This is a genomic window from Halomonas halmophila (genome assembly GCF_006540005.1).
GTDB classification, from domain to species: Bacteria; Pseudomonadota; Gammaproteobacteria; order Pseudomonadales; family Halomonadaceae; genus Halomonas; species Halomonas halmophila.
The window spans coordinates 1-24421 of sequence record NZ_BJOC01000046.1 but is presented as its reverse complement, the minus strand read 5'-3'; the positions used below and the strand labels follow the sequence as shown (position 1 = coordinate 24421).

The window sequence follows — 24421 nt, the reverse complement described above, 5'->3', positions numbered from 1 at the left end:
GGTTCCTCAGGGAATCGGCTTTTTTGTGTGCACGCAAGAAGCGTGACCACACGACGGGGCCGCGAGTTCTGATCCGAAGGTCATCGGTTCGCTCCTGCTGCCCGGCTCGTTTCTCGCGGCTCGCTTCTCTTAGCTCGTTTCTCGTAGCTCGTAGCTCGTGACTCACCACCCGTTTCTCGCAGCTCCCCCTTGAATCCTGCCCATCCGACCCGCATCTTGCCTACAAACTCACTAACACCCACAAGGCCTGAACACCATGGCAATCGTCGATCCTCGTACCGGTGAGCCGCTTTCATCGGACGGCAACGCGGATACCGGCGCCAATGCGGGCGCCAACCAAGAGTCAGATGCCAACCTGATCCTCGATGTCGACCGCAGCAACATCCAACAGTTGCTCGAGATGTCCATGCAGGTGCCCGTACTGCTGACCTGCTGGTCGCCGGCTTCCGAGCAGAGCAAGAACATGCTGCCGGTGCTGGAGAAGCTGACCCGCGAGCACAATGGCGCCTTCCTGCTGGGCAAGCTCAATATCGACGACAATGCGGATATCGCCGGCCAACTGGGCGTCCAGGAGGCGCCTGACGTCAAGCTGGTCAGTCAGGGCGGCCTGGTCGATCAATTGCAGGGCGCGCAGCCGGAGCAGGCCATCCGTGACTGGCTGGGCAAGTACTTCCAGGCCCCCGAGGGCGCGCAGCAGAGCCCGGAAGAGCAGGCCTCCGCGGCACTGGAAGCCGGCGATAGCGCGACGGCGCGGCGTATCTATGAGGAACTGGCTCAGCAATGGCCGGATCACAATGCCTACAAGATCGAGCTGGCACGCGCGCTGGTCGCCGATGGCGAGCCGCAACAGGCCCGCCAGCTGATCGATGCCCTGCCGCCGGAAGAGCGCGATGCCGCACCGGCGCGCGGCGTACGCGCCAGCATCGAGTTCGGCGAGGAAGCCTTGTCGGCGGATGACATCGCGGCGCTGGGCGAACGGGATGACAGCGAGGCCCGTTATCAACGCGCCCTGCGTCAGGTGGCCGACGGTCAATACGAAGCCGGGCTCGAAGGCCTGCTGGCGCTGATGCGTTCGGATCGCGCCTATGGCGAGGATGCCGCCCGCAAGACGCTGCTGCGTGTCTTCGATGCGCTGGGCGCGGATCACCCTCTGACCGTGACTTATCGGCGCAAGCTGTTTGCCCTGCTCTACTGAGGCGCCACGCTCAGGACGAGCCCCGGCCTGAAGCCAACCCCGGAGGCATCAACGGCCGCCCTGACTCGGGGCGGCCGTTTTATTGGGGCGGCAGGATGGCCGAATCAGTCGACGCGCCGGAAGCCGCCCAGCACACGCTGATCCGGCCCAAAAAAGGTCAGACGATCGTGATCGATCAAATAACGGTAGGCGTCATCGAGCAGGGCGGTGACCCGCCGTGCGTCCTGCATGTCCGGGCAGGCCTTGCGCGTCGAGGCCAGCTGGCCGAACTCGATGCGCTGGTTGTCGCCCAGCGAGACATTGCCCTTGAAGGCATTGCAGCCATCATGGCCGCTGACCCGGCCATCCGCGCCGATCTGGAAGTAGGGGGTGGGCGAGAGGTCGAGCCGCTCGCTGGTACCTACCAGCAGGAGATTCCAGCGCGGCCCGACCACCGGCCCCGCCACCTCCTCTGAGGATTCCACGGAAGAGGTCGGCGCATCACTGGCGCAGCCAGCCAACCCCAGGCCCATGACCAGAAGCGTCAGCCACGAAACATGGCGTAAAACGGCGTTCATCTTCGAGGTTCCTTTACCAGCTGCCGGTATTGTCCATGGAGGCCCATGGTTCCCTGGGCTCCCGGGCTTCGCCCGCCTGCAGCAGCTCGACGGAGATACCGTCCGGGCTGCGCACGAAGGCCATGTGGCCATCCCGGGGCGGCCGATTGATGGTGACGCCATTATCCTGCAGGTGCTGGCACAACGCATAGATGTCATCGACACGATAGGCCAGATGGCCGAAGTTACGACCGCCCGTGTAAGTCTCGGGATCCCAGTTCCAGGTCAGCTCGAGTTCCGGGGACTGCTGCTCCGTCGAGCGTGGCTCGTCGGCGGGCGCCGCCAGGAACACCAGCGTGAAGCGCCCCTTCTCGCTTTCCTTGCGACGCACTTCCTGGAGGCCGAGCAAATCGCAGTAGAAGTGCAAGGATGCCTCGAGGTCCGCGACACGCACCATGGTGTGCAGGTATTGCATGAAAATCTCCTTGTTCACAGTAAGCGACTTTCGGGGCATTCTGTCATCGATCCGCCACTCTCGCGACGCGACCTTTACCCCATGAGCGATACTTCATGAGCGACTATTGTGACCTGGCCCCGGGCCATGCGTTTCACGGCCCCTACCATGACCACGAATACGGCTTCCCGGTGGAGGATGACGACGCCCTCTTCGAACGGCTCATCCTGGAAATCAACCAGGCCGGCCTGTCCTGGCTGACCGTGCTCAAGAAGCGCGAGGCCTTCCGGGCGGCCTTCGAGCATTTCGACGTCGACCGGGTCGCCGCCTATGGCGAGGACGAGCGGAGCCGACTGCTGAGCGATGCCGGGATCATCCGCAATCGCCTCAAGGTCGATGCCGCCATCCACAACGCCAACGTCATCCAGCAACTGCGGCGGGAGCATAACAGCTTCCAGACCTGGCTGGACCACCACCATCCCCTGCCGCATGCCGACTGGGTCAAGCTGTTCAAGCGCACCTTCCGCTTTACCGGTCCGGAAATCGTCGGCGAGTTCCTGATGAGCACGGGCTACCTGCCCGGCGCCCATCGTGATACCTGCCCGGTGCAGGCACGCATCCTCGCCAGCCATCCGCCCTGGGCGCACACGAGGTAACGCTGCCATGGATTCCTTGACCCAGGCGGCCCTGGGCGCCGCCATCGGCGGCACCGTACTGGGCCGGCGTCTGGGGCGGCGCGCCGTGCTTTTCGGCGCCGTCCTCGGCACGCTGCCGGATCTGGATGTACTCATCGATTATGGCGATGCCGTGGCCAATGTCACCCAGCATCGCGGCTTCAGTCATTCGCTGTTCATGCTCGCCGGCCTGGCGACGACCCTGGCGCTGCTCAGCCGCTGGCTGACACCCTGGCGCGATATCGGTGCGGGTCGCTGGCTGGCCTTCTTCGGGCTTTGCCTGCTGACTCATCCTCTGCTTGATGTCCTGACCGCCTATGGCACCCAGATCTGGTGGCCGTTGGCAGTACGGCCCGCTGCCGAGCCACTGGTCTTCATCATCGACCCCTTCTTCAGCCTGCCCCTGCTGATCGGCATCATCATCGCCATTTTCACCGGCAATGGCAGACGCGCCCCGGCCTGGGGGCTGACCCTGTCCTGCGTCTATCTGGTGGCCGCACTGGGGGCCAAGAGCCTGGTCGAACACCGCCTGGAGCCGGTGCTGGCCGAGCGCGGCCTGACAGCCGCGCCGCGCATGGTGCAGCCGACGCCGTTCAACATCCTGCTGTGGCGCGCCACCGTCGTCGACGGCGAGCATTATCATGAAACCCTGGTGGGCGTGCTGGATGGCTCCCGCCCGCCCCAACTGGAAACCTTCTCGCGCGGGGCCGAACTCGAGCCGGTTGCCCTGGGCACCGCCGCCGGGCAGCGCCTGGACTGGTTCGCCGGGCCCTTCCTGCGCTATGAGAGCGTCAATCTCGGGAATCAACAGACACTGGTGGCCACCGACCTGAGGCTCGGCTTCCCCGGCTTCCACCCGTTCAATTTTGCCCTGGCCGAACGACAATCCGACCGCTGGCAGCCTCTGGCGACAACGCGCCAGCTGTCCGCCGGCGAAGGTGACAGGCGCGGCGCCATGCGTCACCTGGTCGAGCGCATGTTCGCGCCGGACGTCGGCTTCTGTCTCAGCGACCACATCGCGTCACACTGGGTGGTGCGGGCCCCGCCCCGCTGCGAGTAGAAAACGACGCGGGCGACCCGAGGGCCGCCCGCTGCATGCTTCACTGGCCGACGCCTCAGATCTGCTGCGCCAGTGCGTCGATCGCCTGGCGTGCCTCACCCATGGCCGCCTCACGCCGGGATTCCCCGATGGCCAGCCCCTCGGCGAACACCGTATCGACCTCGGTGATGCCGATATGCGCCAGCATGTGCTTGAGATGGGGCGTCTGGGTATCCATTTCGGTGCCCACATACTGACCGCCGCGCGCCGCCAGGATCATCGCCCGCTTGCCCTCGACCAGCCCCACGGGGCCGTTTTCGGTATAGCGGAAGGTGGCGCCCGCACGCAGCACCCGATCGAACCAGGCCTTCAACTGGGACGGCAGGCCAAAGTTGTACATGGGCACCGCCAGCACCAGCACATCATGCGCCAACAGCTCCTCGATCAGGGCGTCGGAGCGCGCCGCCAGATCCCGCTGCTCGGCCGTGCGTTCCCCGGCCGCCAGTTGCCAGCTGGAAAGCTCGGCGAGCCCCAGGTGCGGCAGGTCATCGGCCACCAGATCACGAGTGGTAACCGACACGTCCTCGCGCCCGGCAAGCTGTGCCTGGAAATGAGCAGCCAGAGCGCTGGAATTGCCATCGAGAATGGAAGACGTCAGAACGAGAACCTTGCTGGCCATGGTGACCTCCTTCGCAAACAATGCGTGTAAGAATGCTCACCATTCTATATTCGTTTTTGTCGATGATAAGCGGTAAAAACCGCAGCTATCATTCGACAAAAACGAAAACACAGCCGACACAGTCAGGCTCTCCAGCGCAGCAACTTGCATGCGCAGGCATTCAAGCAGGGGTTCCCTAGGCACTTCTGAAAAGTCGACGAGCGAAGGTTAGACAAGGCGAAAATCTGTGAAAATGCGGAGTTTACAAGGAGTAAATGAGCAATTTGAGCAGATTTTCAACGTCGTATAGCCGAGCACAGTCAGTTTTCAGACATTGCCTAAGGGGCAATGCCCTGGCCACAGCCCCGATACACCTCGTCGTTGACCTCCAGCGTGACCCTGGCCGGCCATGGCTGACCGCTCATGTCGTCGAAACAGGCGCCGGCCTCGATGCGCAGCTCGAAGGGCCGCGCTGCCTGACCACTGGTCAGCACCACGCGACCGGCATCGTTATCCAGTGCCTTGACCTGGTAGGGCAGGTTCACCTGGCGCTCGCCGTAGTCCAGCGACATGCTGATACGCGGCTTGTCATTGGCCAGTTCGATCATCCAGCCCGGCTCATTGCCACGCGCCTGGAACATCACGCCGGGATGCGACTCCCGGGTCAGGGCGCGATGACGCATATTCTGCTGGCACTTCAGGCGCCCGTATTGACTCTCGACCGTCGCCTCACTGCCTTTCGACCAGAAGCTCAGGTCGCCCTGCTGATAACGTGCGCCACTGGCCACCACGGCTGGGTCGAGGCGATAGGCCCCATGCGCCGACCAGAGCCGCAATGTGTCTTCGCCATGGGCGGTCACCAGACTCTGATCAGGCTCGCACTGCCAGCCCACGAAGCGCTCGGCCTCGCCGGGGAACAGGGCAGACGGCAGCAAGGGGGCCTTGCTCGCCTGGTCGGCAGACGAAGTCTCGGAGGAGGCGTCGCCACTGTCCACGCTGGGCGGCGATGGCGCCTCCGAGGACGACGGGGCTGCCGCACAGCCCGCGAGACCGAGCGCCAGCAGAGTGGGAGCGCCGAAGCGCACAACCGGGGAAATGCAGAACATGGCAAATATCCTTGTACGTTCACGATCCATGGTTCCGATACCATAACAGCCACCGAGCGGATTGGCTCCGCCCGGCGACTCACGCTCGGCAATGCGCAGCACGCGGCCGGACATGCCGCTGACGCAGGCACTGGATACTTGAGTCAATGTCAGGGTGCGGACTCGAGCAGTTGAAAGAATCCTGCCAACCCCGCTAGCCAGGATTACTGAATCAACCTAACCTTTTTCTTCATCAACATGAACAAAACTCAGGACCATGCTCGAACTACGCCATCTCCGCACCCTCATCGCCCTGCGTGACGCCGGCTCGCTGGTCGAAGCCGCCGAACGCGTGCATCTGACGCAGTCGGCCCTCTCCCACCAGATCAAGGATCTGGAGGAGCGCCTGGGCAGCCCGCTGTTCGAGCGCAAGACACGGCCGGTCACTTTCACGCGAGCCGGGCAGCGCCTGCTGGAACTGGCCGAACAAGTACTGCCCCAGGTACGCATGGCGGAACGCGACCTGGCGCGCCTGGCCGGCAATGAGCAGGGCCGTTTGCACATGGCCATCGAATGCCATAGCTGCTTTCAGTGGCTGATGCCGACCATGGACCACTTTCGTGATCACTGGCCGGAGGTCGAGGTGGATATCCCCGGCGGCCATCATTTCGAACCTCTGGATGCCCTGGCCCGAGAACAGCTCGATCTGGTCATCACCGCCGACCCTCAGCCACTGCCCGGGGTGTACTATGACCCCCTGTTTCGCTACGAAGGGTTACTCGCCGTCTCGCGTCAGCATGAGCTGGCCAACCAGTCCTGGGTCACCCCCCAGGCTCTGGCCGAGGAAACCCTGATCACCTATCCGGTGGAACATGCACGGCTGGATGTCTTCACCCAGTTCCTCGACCCCGCCCGCGTCAGGCCCAGGGAAGTGCGCACCGCCGAACTGACCATCATGATGATGCAGCTGGTGGCCAGTGGCAGAGGCGTCTGTGCGCTGCCCAACTGGGCCCTGACCGAGTATCTGGAGCGGGATTACGTCAAGGCGGTCGCACTGGGCGAGAGCGGCGTCTGGAGCACCCTGTTCGCGGCCATTCGCGAGGACACCCGTTCGGCCCCCTGGATGGAAGACTTCCTGCGCACCGCGCGCGAGACGTCCTTTGCCGTACTGGAAGGCATCAAGCCGGCCTGAGCCGGCGGCTCAAGGGTCCAGGACGAACAGATAGCCTCGACTGCGCACGGTCTTGATGCGCGCCGGCTGATGCGGGTCATCGCCGATCTTGGCCCGAATGCGCGACACCCGAACATCGATCGAGCGATCCTGGCCATCGTACTTGATGCCCCGCAACTGCCCGAAGATTTCCTCGCGGGTCACGACACTGCCGGCATGGCTGGCCAGCAACCACAACAGGTCGAACTCGGCACTGGTCAGGTCGAGTACCCCGTTATCGCTGGAAGCCTCACGGTTCATGGCATCGATCTCCAGCCCCTGGAAACTGAGGCGTGCAGGCGGCGACACGACCACCGAACGACGGCGCAGCAGACTGCCGGCACGCGCTACCAGTACCCGCGGCTCGACGTCATGCGCCACATAGTCATCCGCACCTTCCTCCAGCGCCTGAACCTCGCGTGACGCCTCGGGCTGCCCATCGAGGACCAGCAAGGGCCCGGCATACTCGCGCCGCAGCCGCTGACACGTCACCGCGCTGGCCGCTCCCGATCCGCCACGGCACACAATGAGCAGGTCGGGACGCGTCGCCGCCAGATGCTGCAGAGGAGAGGCATCATCGATCACGCTGACGTCCCACGAAAGTGCCATCAGACAGGCCGTCACCGGGTCGGTCGAGAACGCCGCGGTGGCGATGACCAGGACACGAGGCCGCTGGCGTGCGCCCGACTCGGGGATCATGATCAAATGTCACCTCGCAGGGATACGACATCAAAAAAATTCAATTTCTCGCCGTCGGACAGCGCCGTCACCGACCCGCAATTCGGCATCCGCTCAACCACGCGGCCTCGCTCCCGGCATGTGCAGCCCCACCTTTTTGACCACAGGCAATCCACAAACTTATCCACTTGAAGCTCCAAATAAAGCACACTATCTTGTGTTTCAAGCAACCAAATGCACTAGATAATGTGGCTCTAGCAACCTTCTGAAAAACTGTCAACAAGTGCTCAACGGCGGCTTTCACCAGGCATTCTGATACTCGATGGCGTCGCCGGGTGCCCCTGCTGACAAGAATACACCCTGGCGATGCCTCGCTGGCTATCACCGGTCCATAACGGCAACCGCTGCGTTGCCATCCTGAGAGGGAACCAAGGCACCATGGATACCACGGCAACTCCGGAACGTCCTTCCGTCTCCGTTACCGCTCCCCGGACCCTGCGCATCATCAAGCGCACCGGCGATGTGGTGCCCTTCGACGGCAGCAAGATTGCCGTGGCCATGAGCAAGGCCTTCATCGCCGTGGAAGGCGACAATGCCGCCACCTCCTCCCGCGTGCGCGACTTCGTGCAAGCTGCCGCGCACAGCATCGAGCAGGCTTTCCTGCGTCGCCTGCCCGATGGCGGCACCCTGCATATCGAGGACATCCAGGACCAGGTCGAGCTCGCCCTGATGCGCGCCGGCGAGCAGAAGGTGGCACGCGCCTACGTACTCTACCGCGAGGAGCATGCCCGCGCCCGCGCCTTTGCCGGCGACGCTATCGAAAAACCGCATCCGACGCTCAATGTCACCGCGCCGGACGGCAGCACCCGCCCGCTGGACCTCGGCCGCATCGAGACCCTGGTCTTCGACGCCTGCGCGGACCTGGCCAATGTCGAACCGACCAGGATCGTCGAGGACTCGCTCAAGAACCTCTACGACGGCGTCAGCGTCGAGGGCGTTTCCCAGGCGCTGATGATGACCGCGCGTTCCCTGGTGGAGAAGGACCCCAGCTATACCTATGTCACCGCGCGGCTGTTGCAGGACAACCTGCGGCGCGAGGCACTGTCCTTCCTGGGCATCGCCGACGAAGCCACCTATCGGGACATGGCCGACTTCTACAAACCGGCCTTCCGAACCTACATCGCCCGGGGCATCGAGTTCGAGCAGCTCGACCCACGCCTGGCCGAGTTCGACCTGGAGCGCCTCGGCGAGGCCCTGGACCACAGCCGCGACGCCCAGTTCACCTATCTGGGGTTGCAGACCCTCTATGACCGCTACTTCATCCACCGCGACGAGGTGCGCTACGAGCTGCCCCAGGCCATGTTCATGCGCGTCGCCATGGGCCTGGCCCTCGACGAGGACGACCGCGAGGCACGCGCCATCGAGTTCTACGAGCTGCTGTCCAGCTTCGACTACATGGCCTCCACGCCGACACTGTTCAATGCCGGCACGCTGCACAGCCAGCTGTCCTCCTGCTACCTGACCACGGTGCCGGACGAGCTGGATGGCATCTACAGCGCCATCCGCGACAACGCCCTGCTCTCCAAGTGGGCCGGTGGCCTGGGCAATGACTGGACGCCGGTGCGCGCGCTAGGCTCCTGGATCAAGGGCACCAACGGCAAGTCCCAGGGTGTGGTGCCCTTCCTCAAGGTGGTCAACGACACCGCGGTGGCCGTCAATCAGGGCGGCAAGCGCAAGGGCGCCGTCTGCGCCTATCTGGAAACCTGGCACCTGGATATCGAGGAGTTCCTCGAGCTGCGCAAGAACACCGGTGACGACCGCCGCCGCACCCACGACATGAACACCGCCAACTGGGTGCCGGACCTGTTCATGAAGCGTGTCTTCGAGGACGGCGAATGGACGCTGCTGTCGCCGGCCAGCTGCCCGGACCTGCACGACCTGTATGGTGCGGCCTTCGAAACGCGCTACCTGCAATACGAGTCGATGACCCGCACGGGGGAACTCAAGCTGTTCAAGCGTGTGCGCGCCAAGGACCTGTGGCGACGCATGCTGTCGATGCTGTTCGAGACCGGCCACCCCTGGATTACCTTCAAGGACCCCTGCAACCTGCGCAGCCCCCAGCAGCATGCCGGCGTGGTCCACAGCTCCAACCTGTGCACCGAGATCACCCTGAACACCTCCGCCGACGAGGTGGCGGTCTGCAACCTCGGATCCGTCAATCTGGCCCAGCACGTCACCGAGGGCCGCTTCGACGCCGAGAAGCTGAAGAAGACGGTGCGGACCGCCGTGCGCATGCTCGACAACGTAATCGATATCAACTACTACGCGGTGCCCCAGGCCGAGCGTTCCAACTTCAAGCACCGCCCGGTGGGACTCGGCATCATGGGCTTTCAGGATGCCCTCTATGGCCTGGACATCGCCTATGCCTCGGATGCGGCCGTCGAGTTCGCCGACCGCTCCATGGAGCAGTTGAGCTACCATGCCATCGAGGCCTCCAGCGATCTCGCCGCCGAACGTGGCCGCTACGCCAGCTATGACGGCTCGCTGTGGAGCCAGGGCCTGCTACCGATCGACTCCATCGACAGGCTCAAGACCGAGCGCGGCGACCAGTATCTCGAGGTCGATACTTCGACCACTCAGGACTGGGGCCGACTGCGCGACAAGATTGGCGCCCAGGGCATGCGCAACTCCAATGTCATGGCCATTGCGCCGACCGCGACCATCTCCAATATCTGTGGGGTGTCGCAGTCCATCGAGCCGACCTATCAGAACCTCTTCGTCAAATCGAACCTCTCGGGCGAATTCACCGTGGTCAACGCCTACATGGTCAACGACCTCAAGGCCCGCGGCCTGTGGGACGAGGTGATGATCAACGACCTCAAGTACTACGACGGCTCGGTGGCCGCCATCGACCGTGTGCCCGAGGATCTCAAGGTCAAGTACGCCACGGCCTTCGAGGTCGAACCCAAGTGGCTGGTCGAGGCCGCCGCGCGCCGCCAGAAGTGGATCGATCAGGCCCAGTCGCTGAACCTCTACATTCAGGGCGTCTCCGGCAAGAAGCTCGACGTGACCTATCGCATGGCCTGGTTCCGCGGCTTGAAGACCACCTATTACCTACGCGCCCTCGGCGCCACCGCGGTGGAGAAATCCACCGTCGAGCGCGGCAGCCTCAACGCCGTGAGCAACGCCGCGCCCTCGGCGGCTCCGCCCGCCGAACCGGCACCACGGCCCGAAGAGCCCCGCGGCATCGACGACTTCCTGCAGGGCAAGAGCGGCGGCGGCTCCCGAGCGCCCTCCGCCGGTGATATCGACGAACTCGGCTGCGAGGCGTGCCAATAACATCAAGAGTGAAGAGTGAAGACGGCGCTTTGCGCCGATGAAGAAGGAAGAGAATGACCTTTCTTCCGCCCGCAGGGCGCCTTCCCTCTTCCCTCTTACCTCTTCACTTCCGAGGAACGAGGAAGATCATGATCAACTGGGATGAGTTTCACGAGGATGATACGGCGACGGCGGAGGCGCCGAAGCCGCAACACAAGCCTCAGGAAATGCCGGAGCAGCCGTTGGCTTCTGAGGCCATGACGCCTGCCGATACCGCCGAACCGGCGTCTCCGGCGGTGGGTGAGGTGCGTGACAGCGCGGCGATGTACCAGGTGGCTGAGGAAGACCGTCTGGCGCGGGCCCGGCAGTCCCTCGAGGAACTGGATGTCGCGGCCGGGCTGGAAGAGCTCGAGATGGGCGCGGCGCGCATCGAGGTCGACGACAAGCAGATGATCAATGCCCGCGCCGATCTCAATCAGCTGGTGCCCTTCAAGTACGAATGGGCCTGGCAGAAGTACCTGGACGGCAGCGCCAACCACTGGATGCCCCAGGAAGTGAACATGAACGCCGATATCGCCCTGTGGAAGAGCGCCGACGGCCTCACCCAGGATGAACGGCGCATCGTCGAACGCAGCCTGGGCTACTTCTCCACCGCCGATTCGCTGGTGGCCAACAACCTGGTACTGGCGCTCTACCGCCTGATCACCAACCCCGAATGCCGCCAATACCTGCTACGTCAGGCCTTCGAGGAAGCCATCCACACCCACGCCTATCAGTACTGCGTGGAGTCGCTGTCCATGGATGAAGGCGAAGTCTTCAACATGTACCGCGAGATTCCCTCGGTGGCCGCCAAGTCGGCCTGGAGCCTCAAGCACACCCAGTCCCTGGCGCGCCCGGATTTTCATACCGGCACGCCCGAGACCGATCAGGAGCTGCTGCGCAATCTGGTCGCCTTCTACTGCGTGACCGAAGGCATTTTCTTCTACTGCGGCTTCAGCCAGATCCTCTCCATGGGCCGGCGCAACAAGATGACCGGCGTGGCCGAGCAGTTCCAGTACATCCTGCGCGACGAGTCCATGCACCTGAACTTCGGCGTCGACATGATCAACCAGATCAAGATCGAGAACCCGCACCTGTGGACGGCCGAATTTCAGGACGAGTGCACCCAGATGATCCTCGAGGGCACCGAGCTCGAGATCGCCTACGCCCGGGACTCCATGCCGCGCGGCGTGCTGGGTATGAACGCCGCCATCATGGAGGAATATCTGCACTTCATCTGCAACCGCCGCCTGGCTCAGATCGGCCTCAAGGAACAGTTCCCGGGTGCCGAGAACCCCTTCCCGTGGATGAGCGAAATCATCGACCTGCGCAAGGAGAAGAATTTCTTCGAGACCCGCGTCACCGAATATCAGGTCGGCGGCGCATTGAGCTGGGACTGACCACAAGGCGTCGGCGTCTCGCCCACTCCGTCATACGGCGAGGCGTCATCGATGTGAAACCCAAGGGTGCAACCCATAGATGTAACCAACTGGTGTGACAACGGAGGGTAGTTCGATGCAGGTATCACACGGCAGCAGCACGCAACGCGAAGCCCAGGACTGGCAGTCCGCACTGGATCGCGCCCTGGAAGCGCATGGGGGCGAAGCCGCCCTGGCGCATTACCCCCACGTGGCCAACGCCTTTCCTTCCAACCGGCCCAACCCCTACACCGGTGAATTCCCGCTGCTCGACTACAGCGGCCTGAAGGAATGGGCCACTTGCCGAGGCTGGCGAGTGCGTCCGGCCCCCGAGCGCGCCTCTGACGGCGAGAAGTATAACCCGCCGGTGCGCTTCACCCGCCTGGAAGACGGATCGCAACGCTTCCACTGACCCCCATTCCTGATACGGGGCGCCCGGGTTCATCGTACGGCAGCGATGGGCCCGGGCGTCCTTCATTTTCCACCCACCGTACCCCGACCCGGTGACGCTGGCCCCAGCCACGTTGCAGGATGCCGGTTTGCCGAGGGCGTCTGCCAGTGAGATAATTCGCACACTATCTATTATTTCCATACCGTCATCAAAGGCCGCCTCATGCCCTGCCGTGTCTCGCTCCCTCGCCTCGCCCTGATCATCGGCTCCCTGAGCGCCTCGGGCGCCAGCCTAGCGCAATCGACGCAGCTGGATACCATGAGCGTCACAGCACCACGCCTCGACCGCGAACTCTTTGACACGCCGGCGCCGGTGTCCGTGATCGACAAGCAAGATATCGCCCGGGGTCAGCAGCGGGAGCGTCTCAACGAATCGCTGGCTATCGTGCCGGGGCTCTATCTGCAGAACAGCCACAATTTCGTCCAGGGCGAGCGCATCTCGATCCGCGGCTTCGGCGCCCGCACCCCCTGGGGTGTGCGCGGCATCACGGTGCGCGTCGACGGCATTCCCTATACCCTGCCCGATGGCCAGGCCCAGCTTGATGCCATAGACCTCGAAAGCGCCGAGCGTATCGAAGTCATTCGCGGCCCGGCAGCGGTTCAGTACGGCAATGCTGCCGGTGGCGTGATCGACGTCACCACCGCTGATGGAGCCAGCGACCCCGGCACTTCTCTACGCATCGAAGGCGGCAGCAATGGCTATCGCAAGCTGAATGTCTCCAATGGCGGCGTCGAGGGCCCCTGGACACACCACATCAGCGCCTCCGCGCTGGGCACCGACGGCTACCGTGACCACGCCGATGTCGAGAAATACCTGCTCAATGCCAAACTGAGCCGACAACTGGATGAGGATCGCTCGTTGACCGCCATCGTCAACCTCCTCGACAATCCGCGGTCCGAGGACCCGGGCGCCCTGACGGAAGCAGGCGTCGCCCGCGATCGGAGCGGCACCTTGGACGATCTCGGCTATTACTCCTACTCACCGACGCGCATCGGCGCCGGGCAGACCGTCGAGCAACAGGTGCTGGGGCTCGAGTATGAAGATCTCTCCGCAGGCCCCGGTGAGCTGACGCTGCGCGGTTTCTACCAGCATCGTGACTTCGCACAGCAGCTAGCCTACGCCGGCCCGGAAAGTGAAGTGGGCGTCGGTAACTTCGTCGCGTATGAGCGTGACTACTTCGGTGCCAACGCGGAATATCGCCAATCGCTGACGCTTGGCGACCTGCCGCTGAGCTATGTGAGCGGGATTGACGTAGCGCGCCAGGCAGACGAGCGCTACCGCGACGACGTGGCCATCAACGGCGAACACCTGCGCCGCTCCGCCGACGAGACTCAGACCGCCACCTCGGTGGGCGCTTTCGTGCAGGGCGACCTGGAGCTGAGTGACCAATGGACGCTGTCCCTCGGCACCCGATTCGACCATACCCAGTTCGATATCGACGACCACTACCTCACCGACGGCGACAACGGCGGCGATCGCAGCTTCGAGCAGTGGAGCGGCAGCGCCGGACTGAGCTACCGCTACTTGCCCAACCATCAGGCCTATCTCTCCACGGGTACCGCCTATGAGACACCGACCTTCGCCGAGTTTGCCAACCCGGCCGGCGTGGGCGGTTTCAATCCTGATCTCGAGCCCCAGAAGGCCTGGAATCGCGAAATCGGCCTGCGCGGCAGCTTCGTCGATGCCGGGCTCGACTATGACGTTGCCCTGTTCTCCACTCGCGTGCGGGACTCTCTGATTTCCTACACGCTGGCAGGCCGTGATCGTGACTTCTACCGCAATGCCGGCCGCAGCCGCCAGGAGGGCCTGGAAGTGTCTCTGGGTTGGCAGTTCGCCGATAGCTGGCGCCTCGACAGCGCCCTGACCCTGGCGCGCTACGAGTTCCAGGATTACGCGGATCAGGATGGCAACTACGACAATAATCGCATTCCGGGCATTCCGGAACGCACCTGGGTCAATCAATTGACCTGGCAGGGCGTCGGCGAGCGCTTCGCCACGCTGGAAACTCGATATGTCGGCTCGATGTACGCCGACGACGCCAACAGCGTGAAGGTGGATGACTATTGGCTGGCCAACCTGCGTGCCGGCGATGGTTGGAAACTCAGCCAGGACACCAGTCTCAAGGCTTATGTGGGCGTACAGAACCTGTTCGACCGTGAGCATTACGACAATATCAGCATCAACGCCAATAACGGCCGCTACTTCTACACTGCCCCGGATCGCAGCGCCTACGCCGGCCTGGAGTTGACTTTCTAAGCCCCTCGTCTACTCCGGGGCGCAAGGTGGGGCGCCAACAACTCGGCCAGCCAGAACATCCAGGCGTGCCGAGGGATGGCGCCCATGGGCATAGAGTTTCGAAACGTCCATGCCATCTGATGGCTAGAGCCTGATCCGGTCACGCCTCGACAACATCTCCCAGGCGCCAACGCCCAGCAGGAGCACGGCGCTGGCTCCCTGCAGCAGCAGCGGACTGTGCGAAGCCGTCAGCGACAGCAGGAGCACGGGTATCAGCACCAGGCCGGCCAGATGCGACAGCGGCGGCCGCCCATAGACGACGAACTTGTAGATCGCCATGCCCGCCAGGAACGCCATCGGCCCCGCCAGCAGCACCGTCGTTACCGTGCTCGTCAGGTGCCCGAGCGGATGTGCGATCACCAGCTCACTGCCCACCGCACACAGGATCACGCTGCCCAGGATGATGACGTGGACATAGTGGAAATAGGCGCCGATGCGTCCCGGATCGTCGGACTCGGTAATCACCCGCGAGGCATCGCGAATGGCGATGTGGAAATAGACCCACCACATGGCCACGGTTTCCAGGAAGGCAACGCCGAACGCCAGCAGGGTGCCGAGGCTCCAGTCACCGACGCCAGCCAGGGTGGCCCCGGTGATCAGGATCGTCTCCCCCAGCGCGATGATCATGAACAGCGCACACCGCTCGATCAGATGCCCGCCCTCGATATTCCAGTGCCGTGTGTAGGAGCGCCCCAGCCCCGGCAGGCGAAAACCGAACATCGGCGACACATATTCACAGGCGACCGCCAGCGCCCAGAGGCCGAGACGCATCGGCCCTTCCGCCAGGCCGCCCGCCAGCCAGAACACGGCCCCGATGCATGCCCAGCCCAGGATACGCTGATAGTTCGCCGTCAGATCGGCCAGGCCATGCCCTCTGAGGCTCCACAGAATGAACAGCGAGCGTCCCACCTGCATCGCCGCGAAACAGCCGGCGAACACCAGGCCACGCGAGCCGAAGGCCTCCGGCAGCGCCGCCGCCACCATCAGGGCCAGCGCCATGGTGACGAACAGCACCAAGCGCACCGGCGTGGTATCGGGATCAAACCAGTTGGTCATCCAGCCGCTGTACTGCCAGCCCAGCCAGACCGCGAACCACAGCAGCAGGGCCTGGGCCGCGCCCAGCAGGCTCAGATTATCCAGCAGGAAATGCGACACCTGGATGATGGCGAAGACATAGATCAGGTCGAACAGCAGCTCGACATAACTGACGGCGGCCTCGTGCCCATCACGAGGCCGCATTAGAGGATGAGGACGTTCCGCTGTCATACCGACCCTCGAGAATGCAAACAACAGAAATGAATGTTAAGGCGGCGTAGCACGCTGGCGCTTCACGACGTGGGCGGCGTTCGCCGCCCGAGGCGCCACCATGCCAGCCCGACGGGCACGGCGAACAACACGGCATGAATCGCCAGTTCCTCGCCGAGCGCGTAGCCATGCGACACCCCCACGGTGAGGTTCCAGCCACAGGCCAGCAGCCAGGTCAGCGAGAAGGCAATCGCTGCCGGACGCCGATGCGCTCGCGGACAATACCGGACCATCAACCACACTGCCACGATGCCGATCAACAGAATCAACAAGGTACGCATCATCTCTCCCTGAATATCACTCGTTCGCTTCCAGCTTACCCATTGACCGCTGACAAGTACACGGGCCGGGCATTCCGCCCGGCGCGCGACCTCGCCTCACACCTCGGCCAACAAATTGTTATTAACAATATTGATTCTCATCCGATGTTGCCGCTAGGCTATGGGGGTCCGTTGCATCGAGTCGAGTGTCAAGGAGACCTCTCATGACCGAACGCAAGAGCGTCATCAAGCGTGTCTATGTGCCGACCCATGTGCGCCAGACAGCCAATGGCGACCGTGTCACCGTCCCCGGGCATTACCGCAAGCCCGATGACAGCTGAAACAGCGGCCTCAGGTTGACCGGATGGCCGGGCCGGCTGGAGACAGCCACGTCCTGACAGCCCCGGGCACACCGGAGCCGAGAATCGGCGGGATACCCGCCGATTTTTTGACTTGCGATTTAATCAACTGATTAATACACTGCACGAAAGCTTGTCGCCCCACCTGCAACCCTGTGCGCCTGCGTCATCGAGGACTCCTGCCATGCCCCCTGTGCCACGGCCCACCAGACTGCTCCCGATGCTGTTCGGGCCCCTCGCACTGGCCCTGACGCTGACCGCCTGCTCCCCGGAAGACACCACCGACACCGCGGTCCCGCGCGTCGTCGACAGCTACAGGATCCCGGACAGCAACGGCGACTCGGCCATTCATCTGGCGGGCCGGGTCGAAGCCGTCGAGCACACCACGCTGAGCTTCGGGGTCTCCGGCAAACTCGAGCAGCTCGAACTCGACGTCGGCGACACCTTCCAGGCCGGCGATGTGCTGGCGCGGCTGGATGACGCGCGCTATCGGCTCGTGGCCCGGCAGCGGCGGGCCGAAGCCAAGGAGGCCGAGGCCTCACTGACCGAGAGTCGCCAGGACTTCCGTCGCCAGTCGCGCCTCGCCGAACGCAACTACGCCAGCGATACCCGGCTCGATAGCGCCCGCGCTGCCCTGGACACCGCCGAGTCGCGCCATGAGTCAGCGCTCGCGGCCTTGCAGATCGCCGAGCGCGACCTCGAGCAGACCACCCTCGAAGCGCCGTTCGAGGGGACCGTCAGCGCACGTCGGGCCGAACCCGCGGAACGCGTCTCGGCCAATCAGGCCATTGTCGACGTCATCTCCGACCGGGACGGCTTCGAGGTGACCACCAGCGTGCCCGAGACCCTCATCGGCCACCTCGAGGCCGGCTCGACGCAGCGTGTCAGCCTGCCGGCGCTGGGTGGCACCACGCTGCCCGCCAGGCTGACGCACCTGGGTACCCAGCCACGCTCGTCCAACGACTACCCGGTCATCCTGGCACTCGACGATCCGCCGCCGAGCGTGCGCGCCGGCATGACCGCCGAGGTGAGGCTCACGCCGACCACGGAAGCCGCCGACACCGACAGCCTGTCGATTCCGCTCACGGCATTGATCCATGACGGCGACCACAGCGCTCATGTGCTGCGCATCGCCGACGACGGCAAGCTGGTCAGAGTGGCGGTCGAGGTGGTCGAGCTCAACGGCGAACAGGCCCGGGTGCGGGGCGACCTGGCACCGGGCCAGCGCATCGTGGCGCGCGGCGCCGAATTCGTGGAACCCGGCCAGGTGGTAAGCCTGCTCGGTCAGGGCCCCGAACGTTACAACTGAGCGCCGCCGACGCGCCTGACAACCGGGAAGTGTCATGAACCTAAGCCAGCTTGCTCACCGCCGCCGTCCGGTTCTCTATCTGGCGACGCTGATTGCCATGCTGTATGGCCTGTTCAGCTATTTCGACATGCCGGCCCGCGAAGACCCGAAGATCACCATCCGCGAGGCCCTGGTGACCACCGAATACCCCGGCTTGCCGGCGGAGCAGGTCGAACAGCACATCAGCAAGCCGCTGGAAGAGAGCATCCGCACCATCGGCGAGGTAGAGCGCATTCGTTCCACCTCGATGCGCGGTCGCTCGATCCTGCACGTCGAGATCAAGGACCGCTATTTCGAGCTCGAGCAGATCTGGGACGAGCTGCACCAGAAGGTCGACGCAGCCCGCCCACGACTCCCGGCCGGTGCCCAGGAACCGGTCATCAACGATGACTTCGGCGACGTGGCCGTGGTCACCGCAGCGCTGACCGCGAACGACTTCCCCCAGGCCGCACAGCAGGAAATGGCCGAGCACATCCGGGCCGCCCTCTACGGCGTCGAGGGCACCCGCAAGGTCGAGCTGCTCGGCCTTCAGGAAGAGCGGATCTTTCTCGATATCGCCGCCCCGCGGCTCTCCGAGCTGGGCCTGTCGCCCTCCTCCCTGGCCAGCCAGATCGAGGCACGCAACATCTATCCGCCGGGCGGCGTGCTGGATACCGGCGAGCAGCGTCTGGCTCTGAAAGTCAGCGGCGAGTTCGAGAGCCTCGAAGCGCTGGGCAACACCGAGATACGCCTCCCCGAGGGCGGCACGCTGCGGCTGCGCGACCTGGGCGAGATTCGTCGCGGTTATGAAGACCCGGCCCATCGCACGGCCTACTTCAACGGCGAGCCGGCCATCGTCTTCGCCATCTCCATGCTCGAAGGCCAGAGCGTCCTCGACTTCGGCCATGCCATCAAGGCGCGCCTGGATGAAGTGAGCGCCACCCTACCGGCCGGCTATGCGCTGGACATCATGACCTTCCAGCCGGAGCAGGTCGCCAATGCCGTCTACGGCGTCACCGCCAGTGTCATCCAGACACTGGCCATCGTGCTGGCCGTGGTGGTGCTCTTCCTCGGGCTGCGGACCGGCCTCATCGTGGGCTCGCTGGTCCCCGCCGTCATGCTGGTGACCCTGGCCGTCATGGGCCTGACCGAGATGACCCTGCAGCGCGCCAGCCTGGCCACCCTGGTCATCGCCCTCGGGCTGCTGGTGGATAACGCCATCGTCATCGCCGAGGACTTCAAGACACGCCTGGAAGCCGGGGCGACGCGTGATCAGGCACTCGCCGAAACCGGCGGCGAGCTGGCCATGCCGCTGCTGTCTTCCACCCTGACCACCATCCTGGTCTTTCTGCCCCTGATGCTGGCCGAGCATGTGGCCGGCGAATACACCCGCTCGATCTCCATCGTCATCGCCATCACCCTGCTGAGCTCGTGGTTCCTGTCGCTGACGGTCACGCCGGCCCTGTGCCACCGTTTCCTCAAGCGACCCGTTCCATCACGGCAGGACAGGGCCGCGACGCTCTCGGACCGCCTCTTCCGCCGGGTCTCGACGGGCTATGCCCGCCTGCTGCGGCATGTACTGCACCACCGGGTGCTGTTTCTGATCCTGATGGGCGGGGCGCTGGCCGGCGGCGTGCTGATGATGCAGCTGGTCCCCCAGAAATTCTTTCCCGACTCGGACCGCAGCCAGGTCCTGGTGACCATCGACTTTCCCTCCGACATTGCCGCCAATGCCACCGACCGCCGGGTTCAGGCACTGAGCGGGGACCTGCTCGACGCCCCGGCCCTGCGCGACGACCTCACCAGTGTGGCCGCCTATGCGGGGTTCGGGGGGCCACGCTTCGTGCTGTCACTGACGCCCATCGACCCGGCGCCCAACAAGGGCTTCATGGTGCTCAACGTGGATGACCGCGACCGGGTGGATGCCGTGATCCAGGCCACGCGACACTATCTGGCCACCCATCACCCGGACATCTCGCCCCAGGTCACCCGGATGTTCCTCGGCCCCTCGGACAGCACCCTGCTCCAGATTCAGGTCAAGGGGCCCGATCGTGGCGTGCTTTTCCAGGCCGCCCAGCGGGTCGAAGACATTCTGCATGGCGTCGATGGCGCCCGGGACATCCGCCACAGCTGGGAGGCACGCATTCCTGCGCTGCGCATCGATGTCGACCAGGCACAGGCCCGCCGCGCCGGCATCACCTCGCAGGATATCGCCCGCTCGCTCAAGGGCGCCATCAATGGCTATCAGCTCGGTCACTATCGCGAGGGCGACGACACCATTCCTCTCATGATGCGCTATGACGAGCCCCGGCGCGGCAGCCTCGAGCACCTGGAATCGCTGACGGTCTATCCCGAGGAAGGCCGCGATGCCGGCGTCCCGCTCAACCAGGTCGCCACAGTACGCCTGGACAACGGCTATTACCGCATCGATCGCGAGAACCTGGTACGCACCATCACCATCGAGGGCCGTAACCAGCAGCTGACGGCCGAGGACATGGTGCCACGCGTCACCCCGGCACTGCGCAAGCTCGAGGATGAGCTGCCGCCGGGGCACTGGATCGAGTTCGACGGCGTGGTCAAGGAGTCGGCGGAAGGCCAGGCGGCCCTGCAGGCCAACCTGCCGCTGTGCATCGGCCTGATCTTCATCCTGCTGGTCGCCCAGTTCAATTCCTTCAAGCGACCGCTGCTGATCATTACCACCATTCCGCTGGTGATCGTCGGGGTCGCCCTGGGGCTGCTGGCCAGCCGTGCCGATTTCGGCTTCATGGTCATGCTCGGCCTCTACAGCCTGGCCGGCATCATCATCAACAATGCCATCGTGCTGATCGACCGCATCGACATCGAGCGGCGCGCCGCGGGAGCCCATGCGTCACACTGCGATGCCGTGATCCAGGCCTCGGCACGACGCCTGCGCCCCATCCTGATGTCGGCCATCACCACGGTGCTGGGTTTCCTGCCCCTGATCATCGGCCGCGACCCCCTGTTCTACGGCATGGCGGCTGCCATGGCCGGTGGCCTGGGCGTCGGTACCATCATGAGCCTCGGCGTCGTGCCGGTGCTGTATACCCTCTTTTTCGGCATCGACACGCGCCACCACCATCCAGGAGTCGCGTCATGAGCGATGACACCACCCGCGATCGCCTGATTCGGGCCGGCATCCGGCTGTTCGGCGAGCACGGCTACAAGGCCACCACCACACGCATGCTGGCCGACGCGGCACAGGCCAATATCGGCTCCATCGCCTATTACTTCGACAACAAGCATGGCCTCTACCTGGCCGCGGCCCGCTACATCGCCGGCGCCCTGCGCGAACGCCTGGGCATCCAGGCCGCCGGGAGCATGCCGGAAGACCGCGCCATGGCACGTCGCGAGCTCGAACGCCTGGTGCGTCGCATGGTGCGCACCTTCGCCGCCGACGTCGAATGCCGCCAATGGCTGCTGATGGTCATGCGCGAGCAGCTTCACCCCAGCGACGCCTTCGATATCCTCCAGCATCAGGCCTTCGGGGTGGTGCAGCTCACCCTCAGCCAGCACATCGCCTGCCTGACCGGCCGGGATGTCGAGGACCCCGTCACGACGCTCGAGACCCACACCCTGGTGGGCCAGATCGTTTTCTTCCTGATCGCCCGCGAACCGCTGCTGCGCCGCCTTTCCCTGCAGCAGGTCGATGACGACACCCTGAACGCCATGGAAGAGGTGGTGGTCTCGCATCTGCGGCTATTCGAGCCGGTCGCGTAACAGCACGCCCGATGGCACAGGGTGGTAACATAGGATACTCATCCAACGGAGCCCGCCATGCCTGTCACCGCCCCTACCCTGCATATCGCCGCGGCCCTGATTCAGGACGACGCCGGCCGCCTATTGCTGGTACGCAAGCAGGGTACCGATGCCTTCATGCAGGCCGGTGGCAAGCTGGAGCCCGATGAGGCGCCGGCGACGGCCCTGGCCCGCGAGATCGAGGAAGAGCTCGGCTGCCTGCCTCGCTTGCTCGAACCACTCGGCGAATTCGAGGCGCCGGCAGCCAACGAGCCCGGCCATCAGCTCGTCGCCCACCTGTTTCGTGCCAGGCTGGACGGTGAGCCACGGGCGGCCGCGGAAATCGCCGAGATGCGCTGGGTGACCCTCGAGGAAGCCGACACCATGCCGTTGGCGCCGCTGACACGGGATATCATCCTGCCGCGTGCCCGACATTGACCCCTGGCCCCTTCATCAAGGAGTGACCGAGTGGCTATCGACCTGCTCTACAATGCCCTGATCTTTCTCGCCGCGGCCGTGGTCATCGTGCCGCTGGTCAAGCGTCTGGGGCTCGGCGAGGTGCTCGGCTACCTGATCGCCGGGGTGATCATCGGCCCTTCCGCGCTCGGCCTGGTGCCCGATGCCGAGGAGGTCCTGCACTTCTCCGAGGTGGGCATCGTCTTTCTGCTGTTCGTGATCGGCCTGGAGCTCAAGCCGGCCCGCCTCAAGCTGATGCGCAAGCCGGTGCTGGGTTTCGGCGGCCTGCAGATGCTGATCGGCACCCTGGCGTTGTCCGGCCTGGCCCTGGTGTTCGGACTGCCCCCTGTAGTGTCACTGGTCGTCGGCTTCAGCCTGGCCCTGTGTTCCACGGCACTGGTGCTTCAGCTGCTAGGCGAGCAGGGCGAGCTGAACACCCGCCACGGCCGACTCGGCTTCGCCGACCTGCTGTTCCAGGACATGGCGACCATTCCCGCGATCGCCATCCTTCCGCTGCTGGCAGGCGGCGCGGCCATCGCCGGCGGCTGGCAGGTCATGCTGCGCGAGTTGCTGATCGGCATCGGTGCCTTTACCGCCCTGATCATCGGCGGCCGCTACCTGCTGCGCCCGCTGTTCCGGGCCGCCGCCGCTGCGCGCAGTCGCCAGGTCTTCACCGGCACCTCGCTGCTGGTCGTGATCGGCGCGGCACTGGCCATGGAGCTGGCCGGCTTGTCGATGGCCCTGGGCGCCTTCCTGGCCGGCGTACTGCTCGCCGACTCCGAATACCGCCACAGCATCGAGGCCGATATCGAGCCCTTCCGCGGCCTGCTGCTGGGCCTGTTCTTCATGGCCGTGGGCATGACCGCGCCGATTGGCCAACTGGTCGAGCAGCCGGGCGTGGTGCTGGGGCTGACCGCCCTGCTGCTGGCGACCAAGTGGCTGGGTGTGCTGGCCGCGGCGCGCGGCTACGGCGTCGACTGGCGCGACTCACTGAACCTGGCGGCCCTGCTGCCCCAGGGCGGCGAGTTCGCCTTCGTGCTGCTCACCGCCGCTGCCAGTGCCGGCTTGATGGGCTCCGATCTGGTCGGCCTGCTGGTGCTGGTGGTCTCGCTGTCCATGGCAGCCACGCCGATCCTCTTCCAGCTACACGCCCGCCTGGTACGCCCGCGTTTCGTGGCCGGCAGCGCGCCGCGCGAGTACGACAAGCCGGACGATCACGCGCCGCGCATCATCATCGCCGGGTTCGGGCGCTTCGGTCAGGTCATCGGCCGGACCCTGCAGGGCCTGCAGATTCCCTACACCATCCTCGACATCAACGCCGAGCACGTGGATTTCGTGCGCCGCTACGGCAACCAGATCTACTTCGGCGATGCCTCGCGGCTCGACCTGCTGGAGGCCGCCGGCGCCGAGCGCGCGCATATCCTGGTGATCGCCATCTCGGATATCGAAACCTCGCTGCGCATCGTCGAGAAGGTCCAGCGTCGCTTCCCGAAACTGCGCCTCTTCGCCCGCGCCCGCAATCGTCATCACGCCCAACTGCTGATGCGCCACGGCATCAACGACGTCGTGCGTGACCTGCTGCCGGCCAGCCTAGAATTGACAGAGGAGATTCTGGTTGCCCTGGGCATCGATCGCGACAGCGCCCGCCACACCGTCGCGACCTTCCGCCAGCACGACGCCACCACCCTGCTGCGACAGATGGAAGTCTCCAACGACGAAGCCCAGCAGATCCAGACCCTCCAGCAAGCCGCCCAGGAACTGGAGGAGCTCTTCGAAGCCGACGAGGAAGTGGTCACCGACGCGCCGAAGCGTGAGTCGTGAGGCGTGAGGCGAGTGGCGAGTGGCGAGTGGCGAGTGGCGAGTGGCGAGTGGCGAGTGGCGAGCAGTATGTTGGCACCGCCCGGCTCG

The 24421-nt window shown here is 64.6% G+C and carries 20 protein-coding genes; 13 read left to right on the top strand and 7 right to left on the bottom strand.

Translation table 11 applies throughout. The features are described 5' to 3' along the window. The first annotated feature begins 256 nt into the window (after nt 1–256). Nucleotides 257–1195, top strand: coding sequence for a co-chaperone YbbN (locus HHA01_RS13745; protein ID WP_141321684.1), 939 nt, complete (start codon nt 257–259; stop codon nt 1193–1195). A gap of 104 nt (nt 1196–1299) precedes the next feature. On the opposite strand, the gene HHA01_RS13740 is transcribed toward HHA01_RS13745, so the two are convergent. Together HHA01_RS13740 and HHA01_RS13735 are read right to left on the bottom strand one after the other, a co-directional pair. Next, nucleotides 1300–1752: an META domain-containing protein gene (locus HHA01_RS13740; protein ID WP_141321682.1), complete on the bottom strand. Its 453-nt coding sequence runs from the start codon at nt 1750–1752 to the stop codon at nt 1300–1302. 13 nt (nt 1753–1765) lie between these two features. Next, a complete protein-coding gene (locus tag HHA01_RS13735; protein WP_141321680.1) occupies nt 1766–2206 on the bottom strand; it encodes a VOC family protein in 441 nt (146 codons plus the stop codon). A 95-nt stretch (nt 2207–2301) separates the two neighbouring features. Between HHA01_RS13735 and HHA01_RS13730 the strand changes: the two genes are divergently transcribed. Further along, nucleotides 2302–2841 (top strand): DNA-3-methyladenine glycosylase I, encoded by a 540-nt coding sequence (locus HHA01_RS13730; protein WP_141321678.1) that lies wholly within the window; start codon nt 2302–2304, stop codon nt 2839–2841. Nucleotides 2842–2848: 7 nt separating this feature from the next. Continuing rightward, the gene (locus tag HHA01_RS13725) at nt 2849–3919 is read left to right on the top strand and encodes a metal-dependent hydrolase (protein WP_141321676.1); all 1071 of its coding nucleotides are present in this window, start codon (nt 2849–2851) and stop codon (nt 3917–3919) included. A gap of 55 nt (nt 3920–3974) precedes the next feature. Here HHA01_RS13725 and HHA01_RS13720 read toward each other — a convergent pair whose 3' ends face one another. Next, a complete protein-coding gene (locus tag HHA01_RS13720) occupies nt 3975–4577 on the bottom strand; it encodes an FMN-dependent NADH-azoreductase (RefSeq protein ID WP_141321674.1) in 603 nt (200 codons plus the stop codon). A gap of 317 nt (nt 4578–4894) precedes the next feature. After that, complete coding sequence (locus tag HHA01_RS13715) at nt 4895–5662, bottom strand: MliC family protein (RefSeq protein WP_141321672.1); 768 nt, start codon at nt 5660–5662, stop codon at nt 4895–4897. Nucleotides 5663–5918: 256 nt separating this feature from the next. Between HHA01_RS13715 and HHA01_RS13710 the strand changes: the two genes are divergently transcribed. Beyond that, a complete protein-coding gene (locus HHA01_RS13710; RefSeq protein ID WP_141321670.1) occupies nt 5919–6833 on the top strand; it encodes a LysR family transcriptional regulator in 915 nt (304 codons plus the stop codon). Nucleotides 6834–6842: 9 nt separating this feature from the next. Here the strand turns inward: HHA01_RS13710 and HHA01_RS13705 are convergent, their stop codons facing one another. Further along, complete coding sequence (locus HHA01_RS13705) at nt 6843–7550, bottom strand: winged helix-turn-helix domain-containing protein (protein ID WP_141321668.1); 708 nt, start codon at nt 7548–7550, stop codon at nt 6843–6845. Nucleotides 7551–7967: 417 nt separating this feature from the next. On the opposite strand from HHA01_RS13705, the gene HHA01_RS13700 reads away from it, so the two are divergent. The 4 genes from HHA01_RS13700 to HHA01_RS13685 all read left to right on the top strand — a co-directional run bounded on the left by HHA01_RS13700 (nt 7968) and on the right by HHA01_RS13685 (nt 15011). Continuing rightward, nucleotides 7968–10868 carry a ribonucleoside-diphosphate reductase subunit alpha gene (locus HHA01_RS13700; protein ID WP_141321666.1) on the top strand — a complete coding sequence of 967 codons (2901 nt, stop codon included), beginning with the start codon at nt 7968–7970 and terminating at the stop codon, nt 10866–10868. A 128-nt stretch (nt 10869–10996) separates the two neighbouring features. Beyond that, nucleotides 10997–12286 (top strand): ribonucleotide-diphosphate reductase subunit beta, encoded by a 1290-nt coding sequence (locus tag HHA01_RS13695; protein WP_141321664.1) that lies wholly within the window; start codon nt 10997–10999, stop codon nt 12284–12286. A 115-nt stretch (nt 12287–12401) separates the two neighbouring features. Continuing rightward, on the top strand, nt 12402–12716 hold the full coding sequence (locus tag HHA01_RS13690) for a hypothetical protein (protein ID WP_141321661.1): 315 nt from the start codon (nt 12402–12404) through the stop codon (nt 12714–12716). Between the two features lie 201 nt (nt 12717–12917). Further along, nucleotides 12918–15011 (top strand): TonB-dependent receptor family protein, encoded by a 2094-nt coding sequence (locus HHA01_RS13685; protein WP_141321659.1) that lies wholly within the window; start codon nt 12918–12920, stop codon nt 15009–15011. A gap of 123 nt (nt 15012–15134) precedes the next feature. Here HHA01_RS13685 and HHA01_RS13680 read toward each other — a convergent pair whose 3' ends face one another. Together HHA01_RS13680 and HHA01_RS13675 are read right to left on the bottom strand one after the other, a co-directional pair. Further along, nucleotides 15135–16316: a low temperature requirement protein A gene (locus tag HHA01_RS13680; RefSeq protein WP_141321657.1), complete on the bottom strand. Its 1182-nt coding sequence runs from the start codon at nt 16314–16316 to the stop codon at nt 15135–15137. Between the two features lie 62 nt (nt 16317–16378). Continuing rightward, a complete protein-coding gene (locus HHA01_RS13675; RefSeq protein WP_141321655.1) occupies nt 16379–16636 on the bottom strand; it encodes a hypothetical protein in 258 nt (85 codons plus the stop codon). Between the two features lie 522 nt (nt 16637–17158). Here HHA01_RS13675 and HHA01_RS13670 point away from each other — a divergent pair. The 5 genes from HHA01_RS13670 to HHA01_RS13650 are packed head-to-tail and all read left to right on the top strand — an operon-like array spanning nt 17159 to nt 24334. After that, entirely contained in the window at nt 17159–18283 is a 1125-nt protein-coding gene (locus tag HHA01_RS13670) for an efflux RND transporter periplasmic adaptor subunit (protein WP_141321653.1), read from the top strand. A gap of 34 nt (nt 18284–18317) precedes the next feature. Then, complete coding sequence (locus HHA01_RS13665; RefSeq protein ID WP_141321651.1) at nt 18318–21419, top strand: efflux RND transporter permease subunit; 3102 nt, start codon at nt 18318–18320, stop codon at nt 21417–21419. Beyond that, on the top strand, nt 21416–22039 hold the full coding sequence (locus HHA01_RS13660) for a CerR family C-terminal domain-containing protein (RefSeq protein ID WP_141321649.1): 624 nt from the start codon (nt 21416–21418) through the stop codon (nt 22037–22039). The genes HHA01_RS13665 and HHA01_RS13660 overlap by 4 nt, the downstream gene beginning before the upstream one ends. 57 nt (nt 22040–22096) lie before the next feature. Further along, nucleotides 22097–22495, top strand: a complete 399-nt coding sequence (locus tag HHA01_RS13655; RefSeq protein ID WP_141321647.1) for an NUDIX hydrolase — start codon at nt 22097–22099, stop codon at nt 22493–22495. 30 nt (nt 22496–22525) lie between these two features. After that, nucleotides 22526–24334 (top strand): monovalent cation:proton antiporter-2 (CPA2) family protein, encoded by a 1809-nt coding sequence (locus HHA01_RS13650; protein ID WP_141321645.1) that lies wholly within the window; start codon nt 22526–22528, stop codon nt 24332–24334. Nucleotides 24335–24421 lie beyond the last annotated feature (87 nt).

Excerpts from the sequence above, each read along its gene's own strand:
- HHA01_RS13715 (WP_141321672.1), bottom strand. The coding sequence starts at position 5,662 with ATGTTCTGCATTTCCCCGGTTGTGCGCTTCGGCGCTCCCACTCTGCTG.
- HHA01_RS13660 (WP_141321649.1), top strand. The coding sequence starts at position 21,416 with ATGAGCGATGACACCACCCGCGATCGCCTGATTCGGGCCGGCATCCGG.
- HHA01_RS13705 (WP_141321668.1), bottom strand. The coding sequence starts at position 7,550 with ATGATCCCCGAGTCGGGCGCACGCCAGCGGCCTCGTGTCCTGGTCATC.
- HHA01_RS13710 (WP_141321670.1), top strand. The coding sequence starts at position 5,919 with ATGCTCGAACTACGCCATCTCCGCACCCTCATCGCCCTGCGTGACGCC.
- HHA01_RS13675 (WP_141321655.1), bottom strand. The coding sequence starts at position 16,636 with ATGCGTACCTTGTTGATTCTGTTGATCGGCATCGTGGCAGTGTGGTTG.
- HHA01_RS13730 (WP_141321678.1), top strand. The coding sequence starts at position 2,302 with ATGAGCGACTATTGTGACCTGGCCCCGGGCCATGCGTTTCACGGCCCC.
- HHA01_RS13655 (WP_141321647.1), top strand. The coding sequence starts at position 22,097 with ATGCCTGTCACCGCCCCTACCCTGCATATCGCCGCGGCCCTGATTCAG.
- HHA01_RS13700 (WP_141321666.1), top strand. The coding sequence starts at position 7,968 with ATGGATACCACGGCAACTCCGGAACGTCCTTCCGTCTCCGTTACCGCT.
- HHA01_RS13720 (WP_141321674.1), bottom strand. The coding sequence starts at position 4,577 with ATGGCCAGCAAGGTTCTCGTTCTGACGTCTTCCATTCTCGATGGCAAT.
- HHA01_RS13685 (WP_141321659.1), top strand. The coding sequence starts at position 12,918 with ATGCCCTGCCGTGTCTCGCTCCCTCGCCTCGCCCTGATCATCGGCTCC.
- HHA01_RS13695 (WP_141321664.1), top strand. The coding sequence starts at position 10,997 with ATGATCAACTGGGATGAGTTTCACGAGGATGATACGGCGACGGCGGAG.
- HHA01_RS13740 (WP_141321682.1), bottom strand. The coding sequence starts at position 1,752 with ATGAACGCCGTTTTACGCCATGTTTCGTGGCTGACGCTTCTGGTCATG.
- HHA01_RS13725 (WP_141321676.1), top strand. The coding sequence starts at position 2,849 with ATGGATTCCTTGACCCAGGCGGCCCTGGGCGCCGCCATCGGCGGCACC.
- HHA01_RS13670 (WP_141321653.1), top strand. The coding sequence starts at position 17,159 with ATGCCCCCTGTGCCACGGCCCACCAGACTGCTCCCGATGCTGTTCGGG.
- HHA01_RS13690 (WP_141321661.1), top strand. The coding sequence starts at position 12,402 with ATGCAGGTATCACACGGCAGCAGCACGCAACGCGAAGCCCAGGACTGG.
- HHA01_RS13665 (WP_141321651.1), top strand. The coding sequence starts at position 18,318 with ATGAACCTAAGCCAGCTTGCTCACCGCCGCCGTCCGGTTCTCTATCTG.
- HHA01_RS13745 (WP_141321684.1), top strand. The coding sequence starts at position 257 with ATGGCAATCGTCGATCCTCGTACCGGTGAGCCGCTTTCATCGGACGGC.
- HHA01_RS13735 (WP_141321680.1), bottom strand. The coding sequence starts at position 2,206 with ATGCAATACCTGCACACCATGGTGCGTGTCGCGGACCTCGAGGCATCC.
- HHA01_RS13680 (WP_141321657.1), bottom strand. The coding sequence starts at position 16,316 with ATGACAGCGGAACGTCCTCATCCTCTAATGCGGCCTCGTGATGGGCAC.